Genomic DNA, 22,201 nt, shown 5'->3' on the forward strand with positions numbered 1-22,201 from the left:
TCGCAGGGTTTTGGGGTTGAGGTCAGCGGCGGGGTCGGTGGAGGGCGGCGAGGGAGAGGGGCAGGAGGGTGGCGGGTTCGGGGATGGGCGCGGGGGCGGGAGCGGACTGGCCGAAGTTGGCGGCGAGGATGGAGAGGTCGATGAGGTCGACGGTGTGGTCGTTGTTGAAGTCGGCCTGGTGGTAGCCGGTGGCGGGCCCGCCGAAGTGGGTGGCGAGGATGGAGAGGTCGAGGAGATCGACGGTTCCGTCGCCGGTGGCGTCGGCTTCGATGGCGGGGAGGATGGTGAGGTGGCCGGTGGTATAGAGGGCCGAGGTGTCGAGGGTGTAGATGAGGCCGGGGGCGTCGATGGTGATGGTGTCGAAGGTTCCTAGAGGGACGAAGTGTACGAGCCAGTCGAAGATGGGGAGGGTCTGGTTCAGGAGCGTTAGAGGATTGAACGAGGGTTCAAGGGAGAGCAGCAGTTCGCCGGCGAGTTGCGGGGTGACTCTGCTTATCATGCGAGGGCCGTAGGCTGGATCGGCGAGCCTGATCTCGAGTGTGCTCTCGTCATCGACACTGAACTTGTTCCAGACTTCAACAGGAAGCTGAGGATTGTCGCGGACGATCAGCGATTCACTTGGCTGCAGATCAATCCCTGCGGGGATGTTCCCGTCGGGTCGGATGGTGTGGCGCAGGACGGTGAGGTCCGCTTGGTTGCCGCCACGTTGCGGGACGGTCAAGATCGGATTGAAATCCGCAGCCTGGCGCAGGTCTGCTCCGGTGAGGTTCGCTCCGGTCAGATCGCTGTTTTGAAGACGTGCCGACGTCAGGTTTGCTCCTGAGAGATTCGTTGCGGTCAGATCACTGTTGAAAAGCTGTGCCGACTTGAGGTTCGCGCTGGCGAGGTTCGCCGAGGTCAGGTTAGCGCCTCCTGCCAGGTTTGCCGAGGTCAGGTTCTGGTCGCTGAGGTCCCAGCCTGTCAGGTCGTTTCCATTCAGGGTGATGCGTTGGAGGTCCTTCTGCTGGTAGCTGGCCGTGCTGTAGAGCTGGGCGGCGGTGAAGCCAGCAGAGACGGTCGAGCCGAAGTTTGCGGCGGTGATTCTTGCGCCGGTGAAGTCCGTCGATATCAGCGTGCTGCGGTAGAAACTTGCGGAGGTGAGGTTCTGGTGACTGAAGTCCCAGCCGGTCAGGTCGTTTCCGCTCAAGTCAACCTGATGGAGGTCCTTCTGCTGGTAAGTGGCGGTGCTGTAGAGCTGGGCGGCGGTGAAGCCACGGCTTACGGTGTATCCGAGGTTGGCTTCGGAGATGATCGCGTTGGCCAGGTTGGTGTTCTCAAGTCTGGCGACAAGCAGATCGGCGTTGTGAAGGTTCGCAGCGGTGAGGTCAGCGTCCTGGAGACGGGCTCCGGTCAGATCTGCGGAGCTTGCGTTGATGTTCTGCAGATTCGCTGATTGGAGCCATGATTCTCTTATCGTCGCGGAGCTTAGATTGGCCCCTTGAAGGTCGGCTGACGTCAGATGGATGCTCGTCAGGTTAGCTCGGGTGAGGTTTTGATGGCTCAGATCGGCTCCGGGGAAGTATGCCAATCCCAGATTGGTGCTGACAAGGTTCTTCTGCTGATAGCTCGCGGTGCCAGCGAAGTCGGCGAAGGTGAGTGGGCCGGAGGAGGAGAAGGCTCGGCTGAGGTTTGCGCCGGTGATGGTTGCTCCGGTGAGGTTGATCGACGTGAGGTTGGCGCTGAAGAGGTTGGCGTTGTGCAGGTTGGCCGAGGTGAAGTCGGCTGAGGTCAGGTTGGCTTCGAAGAGGTTGGCCGCAGCGAGGTCTGCGTGGTTGAAGTCGGTTGCGACGAGCGAGGCGGATCGGAGGAAAGCTGTTACGAGGTCGGCATAGCCGAGACTGAGGCCGTCCCAGTTGACGCTCGGTCCGGGGGTGAGGGATTCGGTTCCGGGGATGAGTTGGCCGTTGTCCCAGCGGAAGATCTGGGCTTGGACGTTGTTTGTGAGGGGTGCGGCGGCGGCGGCGAGGGCGGCGGCGATGAGGGTGGCGGTGTTTAAGGGGGAGGTGGGTGAGGCTGGCATGGTGTGTCCTGTCCCGGTAAGGACTGCGTTTGAGGCAACCGGAAGGTCCTGAATCCTGCTTTAGTTTACCTGCCGGGGGGGGGTAGCTATAGAAAAAACGTGTTTTTGAGGGTTCAACTGGGGTGTGGGACGCGCTGAAGCGCGTCGCCTACGTGGGGCGTGGGGATCGGCCCTGCTTCGCCGAGGCTTCGCAGGGTGCGTGGCACCCTGAGGGGAGGTGAAGGTGGTTGTTTGATTGTGAGGTAATGGGCTCCCGAAGCAAGTTCGGGACTCGTTTCTGCTTGGGGGGTCCCTAGTTGGTTAGCGGAGTTGGTCGGAGAACTTGGAGCGGACTTTTTCGACTTTGGGGAGGGCTTGTTGGCGGATGTAGGGGTTGGTCGGGTTTTGGTCGGCGTAGTCCTGGTGGTAGGCCTCGGCGGGGTGGAAGGCGGTGAGGGGTTCGAGGGTGGTGACGATGGGCTTGGAGAACTTGCCGGAGGCTGTGAGTTGTTCGATGTGGGTTTGTGCTTGTTGTTTTTCTTCTTGATTGGCATAGAAGATGGCGGAGCGGTAGTGGCGGCCGACGTCGGGGCCCTGGCGGTTGAGTTGGGTGGGGTCGTGGGCGGCGGTGAAGAAGACATCGAGGAGTTTGTCGTAGGTGATGACGGTGGGGTCGTAGGTGATCTGGATGACTTCGGCGTGATCGGTGAGGCCTGCGGAGACCTGGCTGTAGTTGGCGGTGGCGGCGTCTCCGCCGGCGTAGCCGGAGATGACATCGTGGACGCCATCGAGTTGCTGGAAGACGGCTTCGGTGCACCAGAAGCATCCGCCTGCGAAGACGGCGGCGGTGAGGGGACCGGTGTTGGCGGCGGGGTCGGCGAGGGAGGCGAGCTGGTCGTCGGGCGTGAACTCGAGGGAGATGGAGTTCATGCAGTAGCGGAGTCCGGTGGGGGCGGGGCCATCGGGGAAGACGTGGCCGAGGTGGGCCCCGCAGCGGGGGCATTCGTTTTCGATGCGGACCATGCCGTGGGAGGTGTCTTTTTTGTCGAGGACGTTCTCTTTGGCGATGGGTGCGGAGAAGCTGGGCCAGCCGGTGCCGGAGTCGAACTTGGTGTCTGAGTGGAAGAGTGGGAGTCCACAGCAGGCGCAGGTGTAGACGCCTTTCTCTTTGTTGTGGAGCAGTTCGCCAGTGCCGGCGCGTTCGGTGCCGTCTTTGCGGGTGACCTGGAAGCGGTGGTCGTCGAGGGTTTCCCGCCACTCGGCGTCGGTTTTTTCGATGCGTGGTGAGGGGACGGGGCCGACGAGTTCGCCGTCGGCGTTGAAGACTTTGACGTTGACGGACCGTGGCATGAAGGACTCCGATGAGGTGCGGGTGCCGGCGGCGGTGTCGGAACAGCCGGTGAGCAGAAGGGCAAGGGTCAGGATGAGGCAGGCTAAGTATTGGGTGAAGTTCATATCACAACCATAGCCCTCGAGCTTGTTTTATTCCCCCCCCCCCCACACCCCGCAAGGGGGAGGCTGGGTGCGGTCTGGTTTTAGATGGGTGGGCTTGGGGGTGGTCAGGGTTGGGGGTCGGGGTTGCGGGAGCCGTCGCGGTAGCCCTGGATGGTGGCCCACTGGTTGATGGGTTCGAGGGCTTCGGGGAAGGGGAGGAATCGAGCGGAGCCGTCGCCAAAGGCGTAGTAGGATCCGCCTTGGCGGCGGTCGGGGTTGCCATGGCGGGAGTGGTTGACGATTTCGAAGTCGTTGCCGATGCCTTCGAAGATATCCATGAAGAAGTGTCGTCCGGCGTTGCCGGTGAGTTCGGGTTCGTAGCTGATTTTTTCGCCGAAGTGGATGACGGAGCCGGGTGAGTGTATTTCGGGTTGGCGGACGGCGAAGTCGGTTGCCTGCCAGGCGTTGGTGGCGTTTTCTCTGGCGACGGCGATGTCGTTGAAGCCGTTGATGATGTAGCTGCGGGGCCGCCAGTCTTCATTGGCGTCGGTTTGCGTGCGTATGGGTTGGGGGTCGAGGTCAGCGGGGCAGATGAGTATGTCAGGAACGGTGTAGTAGTCCGACAACCGGGTGGGCCAGCGGATGTTGTCGTTGGTGTTCGGATTACGGGGTGGGAAAAACTCGCGGTTGTCCTGAGCGTAGAGTTCGAGTGATAATGCGAGTGTGCGGAGGTTGGTTCCGCAGGCGAGTTGTCGAGCGATGTCTCTGGCGCTGCCCAGGGCTGGCAGGAGCATGCCGATGAGGATGGCGATGATCGAGATGACGACGAGTAGTTCGATCAGGGTGAACCCGTAGCGGAGAGGTTTTGTGATGACGCAGCGTTCGTATTGGCTATTAGGCATCGTTGGCTTCCTGCTTTTGTCGTGGCTGGTGATGGCGTCGCCGTGGTCGGGTGGTCCTGAGTTGCAGGTGGTGGTCAAGCACAGTGCGGTGCCTGCGGGGGCCGAGCCTGAGGTGCTGATTGGTCTGAATCAGGCGTATGACGTGCGATCGGTCGTGGTGCATCGGATGGTTCAGAATGAGGACGGGGCCTGGGAGGTGCCGAAGTATGGGTTGGAGTCGGATCCTGTATGGAAGGTTATTCCGCGGGGTGCTGACACGCGAGAGCTTCATGCTTTTATGTACGGGACGCGTCCGCGGGGGATGCGGAACGAGGTGCGGCCGGTGGCGTTGGTGCCTGAGGGTCGGTATCGAGTAACGATTGATGCGGTACAGGGTGGGGGAACGGTGGATTTTGGTGGTGTGCCGGACCCGGTGGTCGAGGTGGCGAGTGAGGGTGATACTGGAACAACGCCGTAACACTTTTTGAGACAATCACTTGCCATCATGGGGGCGAGGGTTTAGCCTGCTCGGGTCGTTGGGTTTTTGATTCTGTTTTGATTGATGACCTGAATCAGGATGAGGGACCATGAACACGTTACCGCGTCGCGAGGGTCTGGCTGAGGCCCGGCGGGTCTACTGGCGGGCGAATCTTTGGTTGATGTCGGGGCTGCTTTGCGTGTGGGCGTTTGTGAGTTTTGGGTTGGGGATTTTTCTGGCGGATGTGCTGAATGCTTATTCGCCGTTTGGAGTCCCTTTGGGGTTCTGGTTTGCGCAGCAGGGGAGCATCGTGACGTTTGTGGTGCTGATTCTGATTTATGCGGTGTCGATGAACCGGCTGGATCGTTGGTATCACGAGGTCGTGACGCGGGAGCATCTGCGGCCGCATGATGATGGGGGCTCGAACTGATGGGGCTGACTGATCCGGTTGGAGTGTGGACGCTGGTGTTGGTGGGGCTGAGTTTTGCGTTGTACCTGACGATTGCGTGGGTGAGTCGGGTGCGTGATACGCGGGGATTTTATGTGGCGGGTCAGGGGGTACCGGCGGCGGCGAACGGGATGGCGACGGCGGCGGACTGGATGTCGGCGGCGTCGTTTATTTCGATGGCGGGGATCATTTCGACGTTGGGTTATGCGGGTGGGGTGTATCTGATGGGTTGGACGGGCGGGTATGTGCTGCTGGCGTTGATGCTGGCGCCTTATCTGCGGAAGTTCGGTCGATACACGGTGCCGGATTTCATTGGTGATCGTTATGTGTCATCGACGGCGCGGGTGGTGGCGGTGGTGTGCGCGATCTTCATCAGTTTTACTTATGTGGCTGGTCAGATGCGTGGTGTGGGGGTGGTGTTTGCGCGTTTTCTTGATGTGGATGTGTCGGTAGGTGTTTACATCGGGATGACGATTGTTCTGGTGTACGCGATTCTTGGGGGTATGAAGGGGATCACGTGGACGCAGGTGGCGCAGTATTGGGTGCTGATCACGGCGTTTTTGATTCCAGCCATTGCGATTTCGATCCAGTTGACGGGGAATCCGATTCCGCAGGTGGGGCTGGGGCAGGAGTTGGTGGAGGTGGGGCAGCGGACGGGGGTTACGCTGCTGGATCGGCTGGATCAGCTTCATGCGGACCTGGGTTTTGCGAGTTACACCGAGCCGTTTGTGGATGGGTCGCCCTGGAATAAGCTGAACGTATTTTGTGTGGCGCTGGCGCTGATGTGCGGGACGGCGGGGTTACCTCATGTGATCGTGCGGTTCTATACGGTGAAGAATGTGTCGGCGGCGCGGTGGTCGGGGTTTTGGGCGTTGCTGTTTATCTCGATGCTGTATCTGACGGCTCCTGCGGTGGCGGCGTTTGCGCGGTACTACATGATCGACTCGTTGAACGGGCGGGTGGCGGTGGTGCCGATCACGGAGGTTCAGGGTGATGCGGAGGCGTTGCTGGCGGAGGGCGTGAGGACGACGGAGACGGTGGATGGCGGGGTGGCTTATCTCTACAAGAGCGCATCGGGAGCGATTCGGGCTTCGGAAATCCCGCACTGGTTTCGGAACTGGGAGCGGACGGGGCTGATCCTGTGGTTGGATGATGGTGATGGGAGGGTCCGTTATTCGGGGCGTGAGGATAATGAGATTTTCAATAAGGGGGCTATTGGGAGCAGCGATCTGACTGAGGTGCGGGTGGAGCATCAGCAGTGGTTGGATACGGAGGGTGCGCAAGGTGTGGATGGGCGGGTGATGCTGCGCGAGCGGGGGCTGTCGGGGCCGGATCGGGACATTATTGTGCTGGCTACGCCTGAGATGGCGGAGCTGGCGAACTGGATTATTGCGCTGATTGCGGCGGGCGGTTTGGCGGCTGCGTTGTCGACGGCGAGCGGGTTGCTGCTGGTGATCTCGTCTTCGGTGGCGCATGATCTGTATTACCGGATGATGAATCCGGAGGCGTCGGAGAAGCAGCGGTTGCTGGTGGGGAGGGTGACGATTGCGTTGGCGGTGACGGTGGCGGGGTATTTCGGGATCTACCCGCCTGGATTCGTGAGCGAGGTGGTGGCGTTTGCGTTCGGGTTGGCGGCGGCGAGTTTCTTCCCGGCGTTGGTGTTGGGGATTTTCAGTGTTCGGGTGGGTGCGATCCCGGCGATTGCGGGGATGGTGACGGGGATTGGGTTTACGGCGTTCTATATTTTCTGCAACAAGGCGCATGTGATCGTTGGGCCTGAGTTGGCGGATGCGATGTTGGGGGCGGATTCGGTGCTGCGAACGCCTTGGCTGCTGGGGATTAATCCTCAGGGGATTGGTGTGGTGGGGATGGCGATCAACTTTGTGGTGACGCTGGCGTTGACGCCTTTGACGCCAGCGCCGGATGAGGCGACGCGGGAGCTTGTGGCGAGTCTGCGTGAGCCGGAGGGCGTGGGCCCGGCGGTGCAGATTGAGGCGGCACAGGACCATTGAGGTCGGTTTTTGATCCTGCGTAGGCTCCGGCAACCTGCGTGTGGTGCGGGAGATAGGCGGCTTGACGGTGGGATTGGGGGCTTCTAACCTATGGAGCTTGGCTCGACCGAGGAGGGCAGGCTTTTATTAGTCTGTCTGGGTCGAGCTTCTGCCGGGGTTTGCCCCTAACGCCCCCCTGCTCTTGCTTTCCCCCGCAAGGCCCTGCGGCCACGAGGATCTGACCATGCTTCCAGTGCAACGACAGACACGATCTCAGAGCCGTAAGCGTCGTTCTCACGATGCTTTGCGTCGTGGCCAGTGGGTGAACTGCCCGAACTGCGGAAACGCGAAGACGCCTCATGCGGCGTGTAATAACTGCGGCTATGTCCGCGCCGGGCTGAAGCTCAACCTGAAGAACAACAAGGACTAAGCGTGCGTATCGCCGTCGACGTGATGGGTGGGGACCATGCGCCATCCGCGATTCTCGCGGGTTGTCTTGACGCAGTTCCGCTGCTTGGGGATGCGCATACGCTGGTGCTGGTGGGTGAGTCGTCGGTGATTGAGCGGGGGTTGGATGAGCGAGGGCTGAAGGGCCATGCTCAGATCGAGGTGGTGGGGACGACGCAGGTGATCGAGATGGGGGACAGCCCGGTGGCGGCGCTGCGGGGCAAGCCGGACAGCTCGATCGTGCGGCTGATGGAGTTGGGCGGGCGGAAGGCTGGGGATTCGTACTGTGATGTTGTGTTGTCGGCGGGGAACACGGGGGCGTGTGTGGCGGCGGCTCAGATGTCGATGCGACGGCTGCCGAATGTTCACCGTCCTGGGATTGCGGTGACGATGCCGACGTTTGGCGGTCCTGTGGTGGTGTGCGATGTGGGGGCGAATCCTGAGCCACGGGCGGCGCATCTGCATCAATACGGGAAGATGTCGGCGATCTACGCGGAGCAGGTGCTTGGTCTTAAGGACCCGAAGGTGGCGCTGCTGTCGATCGGCGGGGAGGAGTCGAAGGGGAACGTGCTGGTGAAGGAGACGCATCAGCTGTTTAAGGGGGACAGCGGTGTGAACTACGTTGGTTTTGTTGAGGGGCGAGATCTGTTTTTTGGCAAGGCGAGTGTGGTGGTGACCGAAGGGTTTACGGGGAACGTGGTGCTCAAGCTGTCGGAGGGTCTGGCTGCGGGACTGTTTAAGACGATTGGCGCAGAGATTGCTTCGATCTCGACGGGGATGGCGGAGCAGTTTGGGCCGGTGGTGAAGAGTATTTACAAGAAGCACGACTATCACGAGTTTGGTGGGGCCCCGCTGCTGGGTGCGAACGGGATCTGCATGATTCTGCACGGGTCGAGTGAATCGCGGACGGTGATGGCGGCGATCCGGAGCTCGATGATGCATGTTGAGCATCGGGTGAACGACCGGCTGATCGAGTCGCTGTCTGAGGATGGCGTTCGTGAACCTGAGGGAGCGGCATGATTGAGCGCCCCGGCAGCGGTCGGGGAGTGCGCGTCGCTGGCACGGGTCTGGCGGTGCCCGACCGGGTTCTGACCAATGATGACCTGAGTCGTCTTGTGGATACGTCGGATGAGTGGATCACTCAGCGGACGGGGATCACTGAGCGGCGGGTGGTGGCGGAGGACCAGACGGTTATAGACCTGGGTGAGCGGGCGATGCGGGGGGCGCTGGATGAATCGGGGATGGTGCCTCAGGACTTGGAGCTGGTGATTCTGGCGACGATGACGGCGGAGATGGCTTGTCCGTCGAGTGCTGCGCAGCTGGTTTCGCAACTCGGTGCGGTGCCGGCGGGTGCGATGGATGTCTCGGCGGCGTGCTCGGGGTTTGTGTACGCGATGAATATGGCGGCGGGGTTGATCCAGTCGGGGCACTACCGGACGATCGGGGTGGTGGGTACCGAGACGATGACTCGGATCATGGACTACACGGATCGTGGGACGTGCGTGCTGTTTGGGGATGGTGCGGGGGCTGCGGTGCTGAAGGCGGATGATGATCCGGCGCGTGGGTGCCTGTTCCAGACGATGCGGAGTGATGGTGATCGTTGGGGGGAGTTGTATGTGCCCAGACACGAGGGGCACCTGCCGGAGCAGACTTCGGCGGATGTGTTTACGGGGAACTACGGCAAGCTGCAGATGAACGGTCGTGAGGTGTTTAAGTTTGCGGTGACGACGACGGAGGCGATCATTGATGAGACGCTGGAGCGGACGGGTGTGGACCCGGCTGATCTAGCGATGGTGGTGCCTCATCAGTCGAACCGTCGGATTCTTGAGGCGGCGCGGCAACGGCTGAAGCTGCCTGAGGATAAGTTCTGCATCAACATTGATCGTTACGGGAATACGTCGGCGGCGAGTGTTCCGATTGCGTTGCATGAGCAGCGTGCGGCGAAGAAGATCAAGGATGGCGATCTGGTGCTGTTTTTGGCGATTGGTGGCGGGCTGACGTGGACCACGAGTTTGTGGCGCTTCTAAGCAGGGCTGGACTGAGACCGAGGACGATGACCATGACTTCAACCTCAAGTGTTCGTGATGCGGCATCGGCTACTGCTGTGGCTTTGCTGTGTCCTGGTCAGGGCGCTCAGCATGTGGGGATGGGGCAAGCGTGGGCGGAGGCATCGTCGGCGGCGTGGGAGGTTTTTGAGGCGGCTGACGGGCTGCTGGGGTTTAGCTTGAGCGGTCTTTGTTTTGAAGGGCCGGAGGAGGAGCTGGCCCGGACGGACAAGGCTCAGCCGGCGATCTATACGGCGTCGGTGGCGTCTTACAGGGCGTTGGTTGCGGCGGGTGAGCTTGCTGAGGGTGATGTGGCGATGACGGCGGGGCTGAGTCTGGGTGAGTTCACGGCGTTGCATCTGGCGGGCGCGGTGAGCTTTGAGGACGGTCTGCGGCTGGTGAAGTTGCGTGGGGAGGCGATGCAGGCGGCGGCGGAGGCGGCGGACTCGGGGATGGTGGCGATTACGGGGGATGTGGATGAGGCGAAGATCCTTGAGTTGTGCGATCAGGCCCGGGGTGATGGTGTGCTGGTTCCGGCGAACTACAACTCGTCGATGCAGGTGGTGATCAGCGGGTCGCGGGATGCCTGCGAGCGGGCGGTGCCGGTGGCGGAGTCGATGGGTTTTAAGGCTACGGTTCTGGTGGTGGCTGGGGCGTTTCATTCGCCTTTGATGGCACCTGCGGCGGAGCGGCTGAGGGCGGCGTTGGAGGAGACGTCGTGGTCGGCCCCGAGGACGCCGGTGCTGTCGAACGTGACGGGTGAGGTGCATGATTCGGACCCGGCGATGATCCGTGAGCGTTTGGTGGAGCAGTTGACGAGTCCGGTGCGATGGTCGCAGTCGATGACGCTGGCAGCGGATCGTTATGGATCGCATCGGTTTGTGGAGTTGTCGCCTGGGCGTGTGCTGTCGGGGCTGATGAAGCGGATCGACCGATCGATCAAAGTCCAAAACCACGCCACCCCCCCCACCTCCCCCACATAGTGCATGGCTGCTTTGGTGTTTTCGTTTGCTGTTGTGTTTTGCGTGAGATCGGTGATCAACTTGGAAAGAGTCGCGTGATATGAGTCAGGACGTTGTGCAGCGAGTAGCGGTGGTGACGGGAGCCTCTCGGGGGATTGGTGCTGCGTGTGCGTTGGCACTGGGGCGTCAGGGGCGTCATGTGGTGTGTGTGGCTCGTGATGCGGGTCGGCTGGCGGGGGTGAAGGAGCAGATCGAGGCGGCGGGTGGGTCAGCGTCGGTGGCGACGTGTGATCTGAGCGAGTCAGGGGCGATCTCGGCGGTGATTGAGAAGGTGTTTGATGAGCACGGGCGGCTGGACATTTTGGTGAACAATGCGGGGATCACGCGGGATAATCTGTTGCTGCGGATGTCGGACGAGGAGTTTGATGCGGTGATCGCGACGAACTTGCGTTCGGTGTTTGAGTCTTGTCGGGCGGTGGCGCGGCCGATGATGAAGGGTAAGTTCGGTCGGATCATCAATCTGGGCTCGGTGTCGGGTCTGGTGGGGAACGCGGGGCAGGCGAACTACGCGGCGGCGAAGGCGGGGGTTGTGGGGATGACCAAGTCGATTGCGAAGGAGCTGGCCCCGAAGCAGGTGACGGCGAATGTGGTGGCTCCGGGGTTTATTCAGACGGATATGACGGATGTTCTGCCTGAGAGCATCAAGGAATCGGTGAAGCAGATGACCCCTCTGCGTCGATTTGGGCGTCCGGAGGAGATCGCTCACGCTGTGGCTTTTCTGGCGGCGGAGGAGGCGGGGTACATCACCGGGCAGGTGGTGACGGTCGATGGAGGGATGACGATGGCATAAAGTCTTGTTGGCTGGCCCGTTGTGGGCTGGCGCAGGCTTGGCAAAGGGGGTGTCCCCAAGATATAGTTCCGCGTTACGCCTTTAGGGCATGGAACGCCACCCCGGGCCTGAGGCCCGTTAGGAGAGCACACGATGGATGAACAAGAAATTCAGGACAAGGTTACGGCGATCGTCGCTGAGCAGATGGGTGTTGAGAAGGGAGAGATCTCTCGGGACACCAACTTTGTGAACGATCTGAATGCGGACAGTCTGGACACGGTTGAGCTGGTCATGGAGTTTGAGGACGAGTTCGAGACCTCGATCCCGGACGAAGAGGCCGAGAAGATCCAGACGGTTGGTCAGGCGATTGATTACATCAAGAGCCAGATCGACAAGAAGTAAGGCTTGGGCTCCTCTTTTTCTTCTGAGCGTGCAGGCCCCTTGTTGGGGGTCTGAGTTGCCCGTGATTGGAACGGGTAAGGCTTGGTTACCTCGTAATGGAACTCGCTGAGAGCATGGCTGACCGCCGCGTCGCGATCACTGGACTTGGATGGCTTACCACTCGTGGTACGTCGATTGATGATGTGTGGAAGCTGTTGCTGAATGGCGAGAGCTTCATTCACGAGATCCGGACGTTTGATGCGTCGGCCTATTCCACACGCTTCGCTGGCGAGATCGATGTGTGGGACGGGATCCCGGAGGTCGATAAGCGAGATCTCAAGCGGATGGATCGTTTTGCGCAGTTTGGTCTGGCGGCGAGTATCGCTGCGGTGAAGGACTCGGGCCTGGATTTCTCGAAGGAGGATCAGTGGCGGTGTGGGGTCAACATCGGGTCTGGCGTGGGCGGCATCGGTGAGTTCGCGGATGGCCATCAGAAGCTGCTGGAGAAGGGGCCGGATCGGGTGAGTCCGTTCATGGTTCCGAGGCTGATGTGTAATGCGGGCTCGGGTAATGTCTCGATCCATTTCAAGATCAAGGGTCCAAACTCGGCGATCGCGACGGCTTGTGCGAGTGCGGCGAACTCTCTTGGTGAGTCGGCGATGCTGATTCGTCACGGGGTTTCGGATGTGATGATTGCGGGTGGTGCTGAGGCGGCGGTGACGCCTATGGGTTTGGCGTGTTTCACGGCGATCAAAGCGTTGTCGAAGCGTAATGATGCGCCGACGAAGGCGTCTCGACCGTTTGATAAGGACCGAGACGGCTTTATTCTCTCGGAGGGCGCTGGGGTGCTGATCCTCGAGGAGATGGATCGTGCGAAGGCGCGTGGCGCGAAGATCTACGCGGAGATCGCGGGTTACGGCCAGACTTCGGATGGGTACCACATCACGGCACCGGACGAGAAGGGTACTGGGGCGGCTCAGGCCATGATCCATGCGCTGAAGGATGCAGGTGTCAATAACGATGAGGTGGGGTATATCAATGCTCACGGGACGAGCACGCCGTTGGGTGATCTGGCGGAGACGCGGGCGATCAAGCGTGTGTTTGAGGCGAACGGGAGCCGTTGCACCGTGCCGGTGAGTTCGACCAAGAGCATGACGGGGCATCTGCTGGGGGCGTCGGGTGGGATTGAGGCGATCATCACGGCGTTGACGTTGCAGTCGGGGATTGCCCCGCCGACGATCAACCTGGAGGAGCCGGGTGTGGAGTGCGACCTGGACTACATTCCGAAGCAGGCCCGTGAGATCAACCCGAAGGTTGCGATCAGCAACTCGTTTGGCTTTGGCGGGCACAATGTGAGCCTAGTTTTCCGAAAAGCTTGAGTGGGACTGATTGTTTGTGCGATCGTCGCGGGTGGTGATGGTTGGTCGCTACAATCAGGATAGGAATCGAGGCCAGACTCCCTGAGCCTTGTTGATCGGAAGGTGCCTGAGATGTTCACCCTTGCCATGCTGATGACTCCCTGCGTGCCGGTCCTGGGCTTTCTTGGGCCGATCGGCTGGCCGGAGATGCTGGTGATCGCGGTGGTGGGTTTGCTGTTTTTTGGCAAGCGTCTGCCTGAGGTGGGGCGAAGTCTGGGCAAGGGGATCGTGGAGTTCAAGAAGGGGCTGTCGGGGCTTGATTCGGATATGACGAAGGCGGGCGATCCGCCACGGATTGAGAACCAGGCGGACAGTGTGTCGGGCGAGGAGAAGGCGAAGAGCACGACGAAGGAGTCGGCTTGACCGGCTGATGGGCAGCGGGGAAGATCGCGGGATCAGGGCGGTTAGCTCAGTTGGCTAGAGCGCATCGTTCACACCGATGAGGTCGCTGGTTCGAGTCCAGTACCGCCCATTTGAGGCTTGTGGCGCACGTGAGGTGCTGGGGTGGGTTGTGAGTGGGTGGTATGTTGGTTATTCGTAGCGGATTCTGTCGAGGTCGATGGTGACCTGTTCTGCAGCGCCTGAGACGACGAAGACGACGCCTGAGAAGATTCTTGAGCGGTCGATCGCTGAGATATCCAGGGAGTAGGTTTGCCACTCTGTGGTGGCAGTGAACTGTTCTTCGATGAATCCGGTGTCGGCACGATGCTGGTCGTTTGCTCTGGTGCCCATCCCGATGGTGAAGAGTCCATGGCCTTCGGGTGATCGGGCGTCGAAGACGATTCGGGTCGCGGCGGTGAGGTCGTATCCGCCTGGTCTGGTTCCCCAGTTGTGGGCGGGGTCCTGCCAGACAATGCCTGTCCAGCTCGTCTCGGGTTTAAGGGTGATGCGGATAAACGAGCCGCGGTCTGGCTGTGACTCATCGCGGGCGTAGATGGTTATGTCGGTGGTCTGGGTTTCTCCCATGTGGCCGGAGGGCGCATAAATCTGCTGAGTCAGCGGTTCGTCGTAAACCCAAACAGGCAGCTGCGGTGGTTGGAGCGCGTGCTGCTGTGCTTTAGCGACGAGGTCGGGGCGGTCAGCAAGCCCGGCGGCTTGCTCGAGCATCGAGAGGATTTCACGGTGCTGCTTGTTGGTTGGGGAGATGGGCAGCAATCGATCGGTGAGGCTGGCGAGGTAGTCAGCGGCCTGGGCGTATTGCTCATCTTCGATAAGCCAGGTCGCGAAGGTGGTTTCGGCAAGGGTCGTGACGGCGGATCGCTCGCCGGTGTGGGCGCGCAGGAGGTCAATGATGGCGGGGACTTCAAGGATTGCCTGAGGGTCGCCTTCCTGCCGACGGCGGCTGATGATCATGAATCGTTCCTGGATGGTTGTTGGGTGGTACTGGCCACGAGATCGAGCGAGGGCCTCGAGGACACCTGCTTCGAGTGGCTTTGCTTCTTCGATACGCCCCAGCACTCGCAAGATCTCGGCGTAGCGGCGGGCAAAGACGGCCGTGTCGTGGTTTTCGGGGCCGGCGGTCTCGAGTGCTCCTTTGTAAGCAAGCTCGGCATGCACGAGTGCCTCCTGATATCGCCCGACGTCCAGGAGCACGGCTGCCAGAACGTCGTGAGCCCAGAGCGTGAGTCGATGCGTGGAGCCGAGTGACTGGGTTGCTGCGGGGATCATCGTAGTGAGGACTCGCATGGCCTCGGTGTTGGCAGAGAGGTCCCAGTAGGCGAGTGCGAGTTCGATCTGCGCATTGAGTGTCGCTGGCGCCTCTGGGCCGAGCGCCAGGGTGCCATCGGCTGCGGCTCGTTCGAATAGGGCAACGGCGAGGTCGGCTCTTCCGAAGGCTCGATAGACCTCGCCGAGTAGTTGGGCCAGCTCGATCCGTAGGACGGGGTCGTCGAGTTGTTGGGTGACCAAGTCGCGTCTTGCTCCGGCGAGGAGTATCTCGATTAACGTGGTGTCTTCGCCTCGGGCAATCGCGGGGTCGAGGCTGGTGAGCATGCGGGTCAGGAATGATTTGAACTCGGTCGCTCTGCGTAGCTCACGTTCGGCGCGCTGCGCGGCGTCGATGGCATCCTGTTCGTTCTGCTCGGCGATGGCCTGTGCGTTGACGGCGCTTTCTGCAGCGGTACTGGCACGCTGTGCTTCAATGTCTGCTCGTTGCCTCTCGGCGAGCGCCCAACTCATGGTTAACAGGATGCCGATCATGCTGACGATGAGCAGTGCAATAGCAAAACCGGCAGCGATCACCCTTGGGCGATGGCGTTTCATAAACTTGCGAATCTTGTAGGCGGCTCCGGGGGGACCTGCGATGACAGGCTCATCATTGAGGTGGCGCGTGATGTCCTGGGCCAGTTCGCTGGCGGTCTCGTATCGTCGTGTGCGGTCTTTCTCCAGACACTTCATGGTGATCCAGTCGAGGTCGCCAGTGAGTCGTTGCTGGAGGTGGTTGGTGTCGAGCCGTCTGGCTTTTGCCTTGCTGGTCGCCTCATCACCCAATCCTGAGATGCGAGTGCTGGGTTTATGGGGTTCTCGTTCGAGGATGATCTTCCTCATGACGTCGTAGCCGCCAGAGCTGAGTTCGTCCTGGCTGAAGGGGGTTGTGCCGGTCAGTAGTTCGTAGATCAGGACGCCAAGGGAGTAAATGTCGGACCGTGTGTCGATGTCGAGGCCAGACATCTCGGCCTGCTCGGGAGACATGTAGACGGGCGTACCGATCATCTGGCGGTGTTCTGTGAAGAGGGTGTGTTGAGTCAGTTCGGTGTTGGTGGCTTTAGCGATGCCGAAGTCGATGACTTTGGGTACGGCGATGCTGTCGTGCATAGTGACGAGGACATTGGAGGGTTTGATGTCGCGGTGGATGACGCCTTTCTGGTGGGCGTGCTGGATGGCGTTGCAGACATCGACCATCAATCGGAGTCTTGCTTCGGTATCGAGTCTTTGGTGGTCGCAGTATTCAGCGATGGGAATCCCGCGGATGTATTCCATGGCAAAGAAGGGGCGGCCAGTTTCGGTGGCGCCGGCGTCATAGACCTTGGCGATGTTGGGATGGTCCATCATGGCCAGTGCCTGGCGTTCGGCCTCGAATCGAGCGATGACCTGTTTGGTGTCCATCCCGAGCTTGATGACTTTGAGGGCCACTCGCCTCTTGATGGGCTCGCGTTGCTCGGCCATCCAGACGATGCCGAACCCGCCTTCGCCGATCTGCTGGAGGAGTTTGTAGGGGCCGATGGATTGGCCAGCCTGGGTGTTGTCGTCTATCTGAGCTACAGGCGGGCTGTCGGAGGTCTGGTCTGTGCCATCAGCATGAACGTCGGCGGTGGGAGAATCGTCGGCGTGGTGATCGGGCATCAACGGGCTCCGTTGGGGTTGAGGCAGCTCTCGATCGAGGCTTGTTCAGCATTCTCATTCGTCTGTGAGAGGTTATATCTGGAGATTGGCATGAAGTCTGTTATTTGAGGATAGATGATGACTTATGTGATTTTTTATTTGGTTACTCTTGAATGAGTCGCTGACCATTGCCGCTAGGCGCGAGTGTGTTGTTTAGTGGATGGCTTACTGGCGTACTGAGTATGTGAGGCCTCGGGTTTGTAAGCCGGTTGGGGTATGACGAGGTTGTTGCTGGTCTTGGTTTTGGCGATGAGGCCTGCTCGGGCGGTAGCGGGTCTGGTTATACTCCCGGGATGACGCAAGCGGCTGTTGTGCCAGTGGTTGAGCGAGGTGTGGGGTCGCGCCGGGTTTCGCCGGGGTTGATTGGTGCGGTGTTGCTGCTGGTGATTGCGTTGCCGTGTTTTCTGACGGTGCCTTGGGCGATGGCGGAGTATGACAACCAGCGGATGGAGCTTCAGTACACGGAGCCGGGGGTTGCGGAGCCGTTCGGGACGGACCTGCTGGGGCGGTCGGTGTTGTGGCGGTGCATGCTGGGGGGTGCGATCAGTCTGGGGATCGGTCTGTCGGCGGCGTTTATCGCGGTGCTTATCGGGACGACATGGGGTTGTCTGGCGGGGTACATGGGCGGGAATGTTGATGCGTTCATGATGCGGGTGGTGGATGTGCTTTATGGGTTGCCTTACATCCTGCTGGTGGTGCTGCTTGATCTGGCGTTGTCGCCGATTGTTGAAGCGGCGGCGCTGTTGTTTATGAAGGCGGATCTGGCGTCGGGCACGGCGGATGTGATTACGTTGCTGCTGGCGATTGGCGGGGTGTCGTGGTTGACGACGGCGCGGGTGATTCGCGGCCAGGTTTTATCGCTTCGGTCGCAGCCGTTCATGGAGGCGACGCGGGCGCTGGGATTGGGACCCGTTCGGGCGATGGCGGTGCATCTGCTGCCGAATTTGATCGGACCGATTGTGGTGTATGCGACGCTGGCGGTTCCGCAGGCGATTTTGCAGGAGTCGTTCCTGAGTTTTCTGGGGATCGGGGTGCAGGCACCGTTGCCGAGTTGGGGGAACATGGCGGCGGGTGGTGTGAAGGAGCTGCCGAGTCTGGCGGCGGGGCTGACGTTTCGTTGGTGGTTGCTGCTGTTTCCGTGTTTACTGCTGGGGTTGACGTTGATGTCGCTTAACTTCCTTGGTGATGAGCTTCGCGATCGTTTTGATCCGCGGAGCACACGCCGATCATGAACCTTTTAGATTCAGGGATGCCGTGATGGATCAGGGCTTTCGTTTCAAGGACGTGCTGGTGGTCGGGTTGTTGCTGGCGGTGCTGGTGACGATGTGGGTGAAGATGGTCCAAGATGATCGGCAGTGGGATCAGCTTGGCGAGATCAAGCAGACGATTTCGGACCAGACGAAGGACCTGACGGCGATCCGGAGGCAGTTGAATGAGCTGCCGAGTGGGATGGCGATGGCTCCGGGTTTGGTGCGGGCTCCGAGCGAGGAGCCGGAGGCGAGTCCGTTTCGTCGGTTGCGGGAGGTGAAGCAGCGCGAGGATTATGCCTCGGGGGATTGGTTGGTGGATGCTTTTCTATCGACGGTGCCGAATCTTAATGAGTTGACGGCTCAGGATGTATATAGCCGGGTGGTGTACACGAAGGTTCTTGAACCTCTAGCGACGTATGACCTGGAGACGCGGGAGTTGGTGCCGTTGCTGGCTGAGAGCTGGACGATGGCGGAGGATGGATTGTCGGCGGTGGTGCGGGTGCGGCGGAACGTGACGTTCTCGAATGGTGACCCGCTGACGGCAGATGATGTGGTTTATAGCTTCGGGATTCTAAAGAATGCCAACATCGTCGATGGGCGGGTGATCGAGTATTACCGACACATCACGGGCTGTGAGAAGATCGATGATTACACGGTGCGGATCACGTTTGGTCGGGTTTTCTATGAGAACCTGTATCGGGCGATCTTTGGGGTGATGATTCACAGTAAGGCGTTTTTGTCGGCGTACAGCGATGAAGCGTTGCGGCAGAATGTGGCGTTGCTGATGGGGACGGGGCCGTATCGGCGTCCGGACCCGCGCGCTTACACGCCTGGGGAAGCAATTGTGCTTTTGCGAAACGAGCGTTACTGGGGTGAACCGGCGAGTTTTGACCGGGTCATCTACCGGACGATCGGGACGGACTCGGCGCTGGATCAGGCGTTCCGTAATGGCGAGATTGATCTTCATCTTCCGACGCCTGAACAGCACCTGCAGCTGCTTGATGAGCCAGCGGTTTTGGAACGGACTCAGCATCTGGTGTATGAGCAGATCCGTTCGGGGTATCGGTACATCGCGTGGAATCAGTTGCGTGGCGGGGAGCCGACAGTGTTTGCGGATAAGCGGGTGCGTCAGGCGATGACGATGCTGCTGGATCGTGAGCGGGTGTGTGAGGAGATTTTCCTGGGCTTCTCGACGGTCACGAGCGGGCCGTTCCACGAGATTGGGGACCAGGATGATCCGACGATCACGCCTTGGCCTCACGATCCTGCGCGGGCGATGGCTCTGCTGGAGGAAGCGGGTTTTCGTCGTTCAGACGACGGGACGATGCTGGAGCCTGATGGGACGCCGTTTGAGGTCGAGATTACCTATCCGGCGGGCAGTGAGTTGAACGAGAAGGTGATGCTGGCGTTTAAGGATGAGTATGCGCGGGCGGGAATCAATCTGGTGTTGGTGCCACAGGAGTGGACATTGCTGCTGCAGTCTTTGAACCAGAAGGATTTTGAGGCGATGACGCTTGGGTGGGGTGCTGGGGGAATTGAGGGGGATATCGAGCAGATGTTCCACTCGCGGAACATCGCGGAGGGGGATAATCGGAATGCTTATTCAAATCCTGAGCTGGATGCGTTGATTGAGAAGGCGCATGTGACGCTGGATTATGACGAGCGAATGGAGGTTTGGCGGGCGTGCCATCGGATTCTGCATGAGGACCAGCCTTATACGTTTTTGTTCCGCTCGAAGGTTCGGCTGTGGATGGATGGTCGTATTAAGAATCTTGAGCCGTTGCCGGTGATGGGTGTGAACTACACATCGACGTGGCCGATTCCGATCGAGTGGTATGTGCCGGCTTCTGCGCAGTTACGGGACTAGGGGTTCAGGCGGATGGCGATCTATCTCATCCGACGGACGCTGCTGATGATCCCGACGCTGCTCGGGATTCTGTTGCTGGTGTTTGGGATCATGAAGGCGGCGCCGGGGGATGTGTCGGACTTGCTGCTTAGTGCAGAAGGTGAGATGACGGCTGGGGATCGTGAGGCAAGGGTCCGCTATCTTGAAGAGCGCTATGGCCTTGACCGGCCGTGGTACACGCAGCTTGGGAGCTGGATTCACAAGGTGTCGCCTGTTGGGTTTGAAGAGGTGGCGGCAGTGTCTGAAGATGATGAGGCTCAGTGGCGTTTTGGTTTTAAGACGCCTGATCTGGGGCAGAGCTTTATCAAGAATCGACCGGTGGTTGAGTTGATTGGTGAGGCGCTGCCGATCACGTTAATTCTAAATCTGCTGGCGCTGCCGGGGGCGTATTTCCTAGCGATCGTGTCGGGGCTTTATGCGGCGCGGTATCGAGGGAAGAGTTTTGACATTGTTTCGGGTGTGGCGATGCTGGCGTTGTGGTCGATCCCGGTGATCTGGGCGGGAGTGCTGCTGCAGGGGTTTCTGGCGAACAAGGAGTATCTGTCGTGGTTCCCGACGACGGGGATGCACAGTCTTGACAGTGATGCGATGTCGTTTTTTCCGCGCTCGGGTGAGGATGGTTTTGAGCGAGGTTACCTGCTGGACTGGCTGTGGCACCTGGTGCTGCCGGTGCTGTGTCTGAGTTACGGGAGTCTGGCTTTTTTGAGCAAGTTGTCTCGGGGTGCGGTGGTGGAGAGTCTCAATGCGGACTACATCCGGACGGCGCGGGCGAAGGGGCTGCCGGACAGTGAGGTTCTGTGGCAGCACGCGCTGGCGAATAGTTTGCTTCCGTTGATCACGGTGGCGGCGTTCATCATTCCAGGTTTGCTGGGCGGGTCGATCATCGTGGAGTCGATTTTCGGGATCCCCGGGATGGGCCGGCTGATGATCGAGTCGATCAAGTTCAAGGATCAAGAGGTGGTGATGGCGGTGACGCTGATCAGCGGGCTGTTGACGCTGGTGGCGTACCTGGTGGCGGACTTGTTGTATGCGGTGGCAGACCCGAGGGTGACGTTTGAATGAGCCCCGCCACCCCCCCCACCACCGAGCTTGAGATGGCGAGGCCCGCGTCGCGGGGTTTGTTTGCGGAGGCGTTGTCGGAGACGTGGCGGCGTCCGGGGGCGCGGCTGGGGATTGCGTGGATCGGTTTGATCGCGTTTCTAGGGGTGTTTGCGCCGCTGATGGCGAGCAGCTTCCCGTTGTTGGTGCGGGTGGATGGGCAGCTCGATAGCCCGTGGCTGGATCATCTCACGGCGACGGATCTGACGCTGATGGGAACGACGTTGTTGTGTGTGGTGCTGTGGTTTGTGCCGTGGTCAGCGGGTCGCAAGGTGATGGCTGCGGGGGTGGTGGCGGTCGTGCTGGCGGGGGTGGGTGTGTTGACGTTGAGCCCGCCTACGACGGTGGTGTACGACGCGTACCGGGTGGCGGAGGCGCGGGGCGAGGTGGAGGTATTGCTGCGGACGCCGATTGTTTATTCGCCGAACGATCGATTGCGGGATCGTGACGATCGCCGCGTTGATTCGCCTTGGTGGTCGGGTGAGGGTGAGTACAACCATTGGCTGGGGCAGGATCGTCGTCAGCAGGATATGGCGAGTCGGATGGTTCACGCGTCGCGGATTGCGGTGGCGATCGGGTTTATTGCGACGGGTATTGCGGCGGTTTTGGGGGTGCTGATCGGTGCGCCGATGGGTTACTTTGGTAAGACGATTGATCTGATCGGGATGCGGCTGGTGGAGATATTCGAGTTCATCCCGCAGCTGTATTTGTTGCTGATTTTCTCGGCGTTTTTTCCTGGTGATCAGCCGGAGATTCTGCCGGGCGTGGAGGTTCACCGGATTTATCTGATCATGGGGATCATCGGGCTGACGAGTTGGACGAGTTATGCGCGGTTTGTTCGGGCGGAGTTTTTGCGTTTGCGGAATCAGGATTTCGTGCAGGCGGCGCGGGCGTGCGGGCTGCCGTTGCAGTCGATTCTGTTCCGGCACATTTTGCCGAATGGGTTGACGCCTGTGATTGTGTCGGCGAGTTTCGGGGTGGCGTCGGCGATTCTGGCGGAGGCGACGCTGAGCTTTCTGGGGCTGGGGTTGATTGAGGAGCCGAGTTGGGGGCAGTTATTAAATCAGGCGCAGCAGTCGGGGTCGTTTTTGTGGTGGATTGCGCTGTTCCCGGGGCTGGCTATTTTTCTCACGGTGTTTGCTTACAACCTCATTGGCGAGGCGCTTCGTGACGCCATCGACCCCAAGACCGTACGCTGAGCGTGAAGGCTGGAC

19 protein-coding genes and 1 tRNA gene are annotated in these 22,201 nt (G+C 60.3%); 16 read left to right on the forward strand and 4 right to left on the reverse strand.

Translation table 11 applies throughout. The features are described 5' to 3' along the window. Window positions 1–22 precede the first annotated feature (22 nt). The 3 genes from RIG82_12865 to RIG82_12875 form a co-directional block, all read right to left on the reverse strand. Window positions 23–2,059 (reverse strand): pentapeptide repeat-containing protein, encoded by a 2,037-nt coding sequence (locus RIG82_12865; GenBank protein MEQ9461834.1) that lies wholly within the window; start codon window positions 2,057–2,059, stop codon window positions 23–25. A gap of 300 nt (window positions 2,060–2,359) precedes the next feature. Beyond that, on the reverse strand, window positions 2,360–3,493 hold the full coding sequence (locus RIG82_12870; protein MEQ9461835.1) for a bifunctional methionine sulfoxide reductase B/A protein: 1,134 nt from the start codon (window positions 3,491–3,493) through the stop codon (window positions 2,360–2,362). Between the two features lie 104 nt (window positions 3,494–3,597). Then, entirely contained in the window at window positions 3,598–4,374 is a 777-nt protein-coding gene (locus RIG82_12875) for a type II secretion system protein (GenBank protein ID MEQ9461836.1), read from the reverse strand. On the opposite strand from RIG82_12875, the gene RIG82_12880 reads away from it, so the two are divergent. The 12 genes from RIG82_12880 to RIG82_12935 all read left to right on the forward strand — a co-directional run bounded on the left by RIG82_12880 (window position 4,343) and on the right by RIG82_12935 (window position 13,824). Continuing rightward, window positions 4,343–4,831: a hypothetical protein gene (locus RIG82_12880; GenBank protein MEQ9461837.1), complete on the forward strand. Its 489-nt coding sequence runs from the start codon at window positions 4,343–4,345 to the stop codon at window positions 4,829–4,831. The two genes, RIG82_12875 and RIG82_12880, sit on opposite strands and share 32 nt — an antisense overlap. A 109-nt stretch (window positions 4,832–4,940) precedes the next feature. After that, window positions 4,941–5,261: a DUF4212 domain-containing protein gene (locus tag RIG82_12885; GenBank protein ID MEQ9461838.1), complete on the forward strand. Its 321-nt coding sequence runs from the start codon at window positions 4,941–4,943 to the stop codon at window positions 5,259–5,261. Further along, window positions 5,261–7,291: a sodium:solute symporter family protein gene (locus RIG82_12890; protein ID MEQ9461839.1), complete on the forward strand. Its 2,031-nt coding sequence runs from the start codon at window positions 5,261–5,263 to the stop codon at window positions 7,289–7,291. The genes RIG82_12885 and RIG82_12890 overlap by 1 nt, the downstream gene beginning before the upstream one ends. 223 nt (window positions 7,292–7,514) lie before the next feature. Next, window positions 7,515–7,700: a 50S ribosomal protein L32 gene (gene rpmF / locus RIG82_12895; protein ID MEQ9461840.1), complete on the forward strand. Its 186-nt coding sequence runs from the start codon at window positions 7,515–7,517 to the stop codon at window positions 7,698–7,700. Between the two features lie 2 nt (window positions 7,701–7,702). After that, window positions 7,703–8,737, forward strand: coding sequence for a phosphate acyltransferase PlsX (plsX, locus tag RIG82_12900; protein ID MEQ9461841.1), 1,035 nt, complete (start codon window positions 7,703–7,705; stop codon window positions 8,735–8,737). Beyond that, window positions 8,734–9,744, forward strand: a complete 1,011-nt coding sequence (locus tag RIG82_12905) for a beta-ketoacyl-ACP synthase III (GenBank protein ID MEQ9461842.1) — start codon at window positions 8,734–8,736, stop codon at window positions 9,742–9,744. The genes plsX and RIG82_12905 overlap by 4 nt, the downstream gene beginning before the upstream one ends. Window positions 9,745–9,776: 32 nt before the next feature. Next, a complete protein-coding gene (fabD, locus tag RIG82_12910; GenBank protein MEQ9461843.1) occupies window positions 9,777–10,745 on the forward strand; it encodes an ACP S-malonyltransferase in 969 nt (322 codons plus the stop codon). Between the two features lie 79 nt (window positions 10,746–10,824). After that, complete coding sequence (gene fabG, locus RIG82_12915; GenBank protein MEQ9461844.1) at window positions 10,825–11,574, forward strand: 3-oxoacyl-[acyl-carrier-protein] reductase; 750 nt, start codon at window positions 10,825–10,827, stop codon at window positions 11,572–11,574. Window positions 11,575–11,706: 132 nt separating this feature from the next. Further along, window positions 11,707–11,955, forward strand: coding sequence for an acyl carrier protein (acpP, locus tag RIG82_12920; protein ID MEQ9461845.1), 249 nt, complete (start codon window positions 11,707–11,709; stop codon window positions 11,953–11,955). A 113-nt stretch (window positions 11,956–12,068) separates the two neighbouring features. Then, window positions 12,069–13,313 carry a beta-ketoacyl-ACP synthase II gene (gene fabF / locus RIG82_12925; GenBank protein ID MEQ9461846.1) on the forward strand — a complete coding sequence of 415 codons (1,245 nt, stop codon included), beginning with the start codon at window positions 12,069–12,071 and terminating at the stop codon, window positions 13,311–13,313. Between the two features lie 111 nt (window positions 13,314–13,424). Continuing rightward, on the forward strand, window positions 13,425–13,715 hold the full coding sequence (locus RIG82_12930; protein ID MEQ9461847.1) for a twin-arginine translocase TatA/TatE family subunit: 291 nt from the start codon (window positions 13,425–13,427) through the stop codon (window positions 13,713–13,715). Window positions 13,716–13,750: 35 nt separating this feature from the next. Further along, window positions 13,751–13,824, forward strand: a tRNA-Val gene (locus tag RIG82_12935). A 59-nt stretch (window positions 13,825–13,883) separates the two neighbouring features. On the opposite strand, the gene RIG82_12940 is transcribed toward RIG82_12935, so the two are convergent. Next, the gene (locus RIG82_12940; GenBank protein ID MEQ9461848.1) at window positions 13,884–16,694 is read right to left on the reverse strand and encodes a serine/threonine-protein kinase; all 2,811 of its coding nucleotides are present in this window, start codon (window positions 16,692–16,694) and stop codon (window positions 13,884–13,886) included. A gap of 332 nt (window positions 16,695–17,026) precedes the next feature. On the opposite strand from RIG82_12940, the gene RIG82_12945 reads away from it, so the two are divergent. The 4 genes from RIG82_12945 to RIG82_12960 are packed head-to-tail and all read left to right on the forward strand — an operon-like array spanning window position 17,027 to window position 22,186. After that, window positions 17,027–17,965 (forward strand): ABC transporter permease, encoded by a 939-nt coding sequence (locus RIG82_12945; GenBank protein ID MEQ9461849.1) that lies wholly within the window; start codon window positions 17,027–17,029, stop codon window positions 17,963–17,965. A 25-nt stretch (window positions 17,966–17,990) separates the two neighbouring features. Further along, entirely contained in the window at window positions 17,991–19,850 is a 1,860-nt protein-coding gene (locus RIG82_12950) for an ABC transporter substrate-binding protein (GenBank protein MEQ9461850.1), read from the forward strand. A 12-nt stretch (window positions 19,851–19,862) separates the two neighbouring features. Then, window positions 19,863–20,951: an ABC transporter permease gene (locus tag RIG82_12955; protein ID MEQ9461851.1), complete on the forward strand. Its 1,089-nt coding sequence runs from the start codon at window positions 19,863–19,865 to the stop codon at window positions 20,949–20,951. Beyond that, window positions 20,948–22,186, forward strand: coding sequence for an ABC transporter permease (locus RIG82_12960; protein MEQ9461852.1), 1,239 nt, complete (start codon window positions 20,948–20,950; stop codon window positions 22,184–22,186). Before RIG82_12955 ends, RIG82_12960 begins: the two co-directional genes overlap by 4 nt. Window positions 22,187–22,201 lie beyond the last annotated feature (15 nt).

It is taken from the genome of Phycisphaeraceae bacterium (genome assembly GCA_040222855.1).
Lineage (GTDB): Bacteria > Planctomycetota > Phycisphaerae > Phycisphaerales > Phycisphaeraceae > Mucisphaera.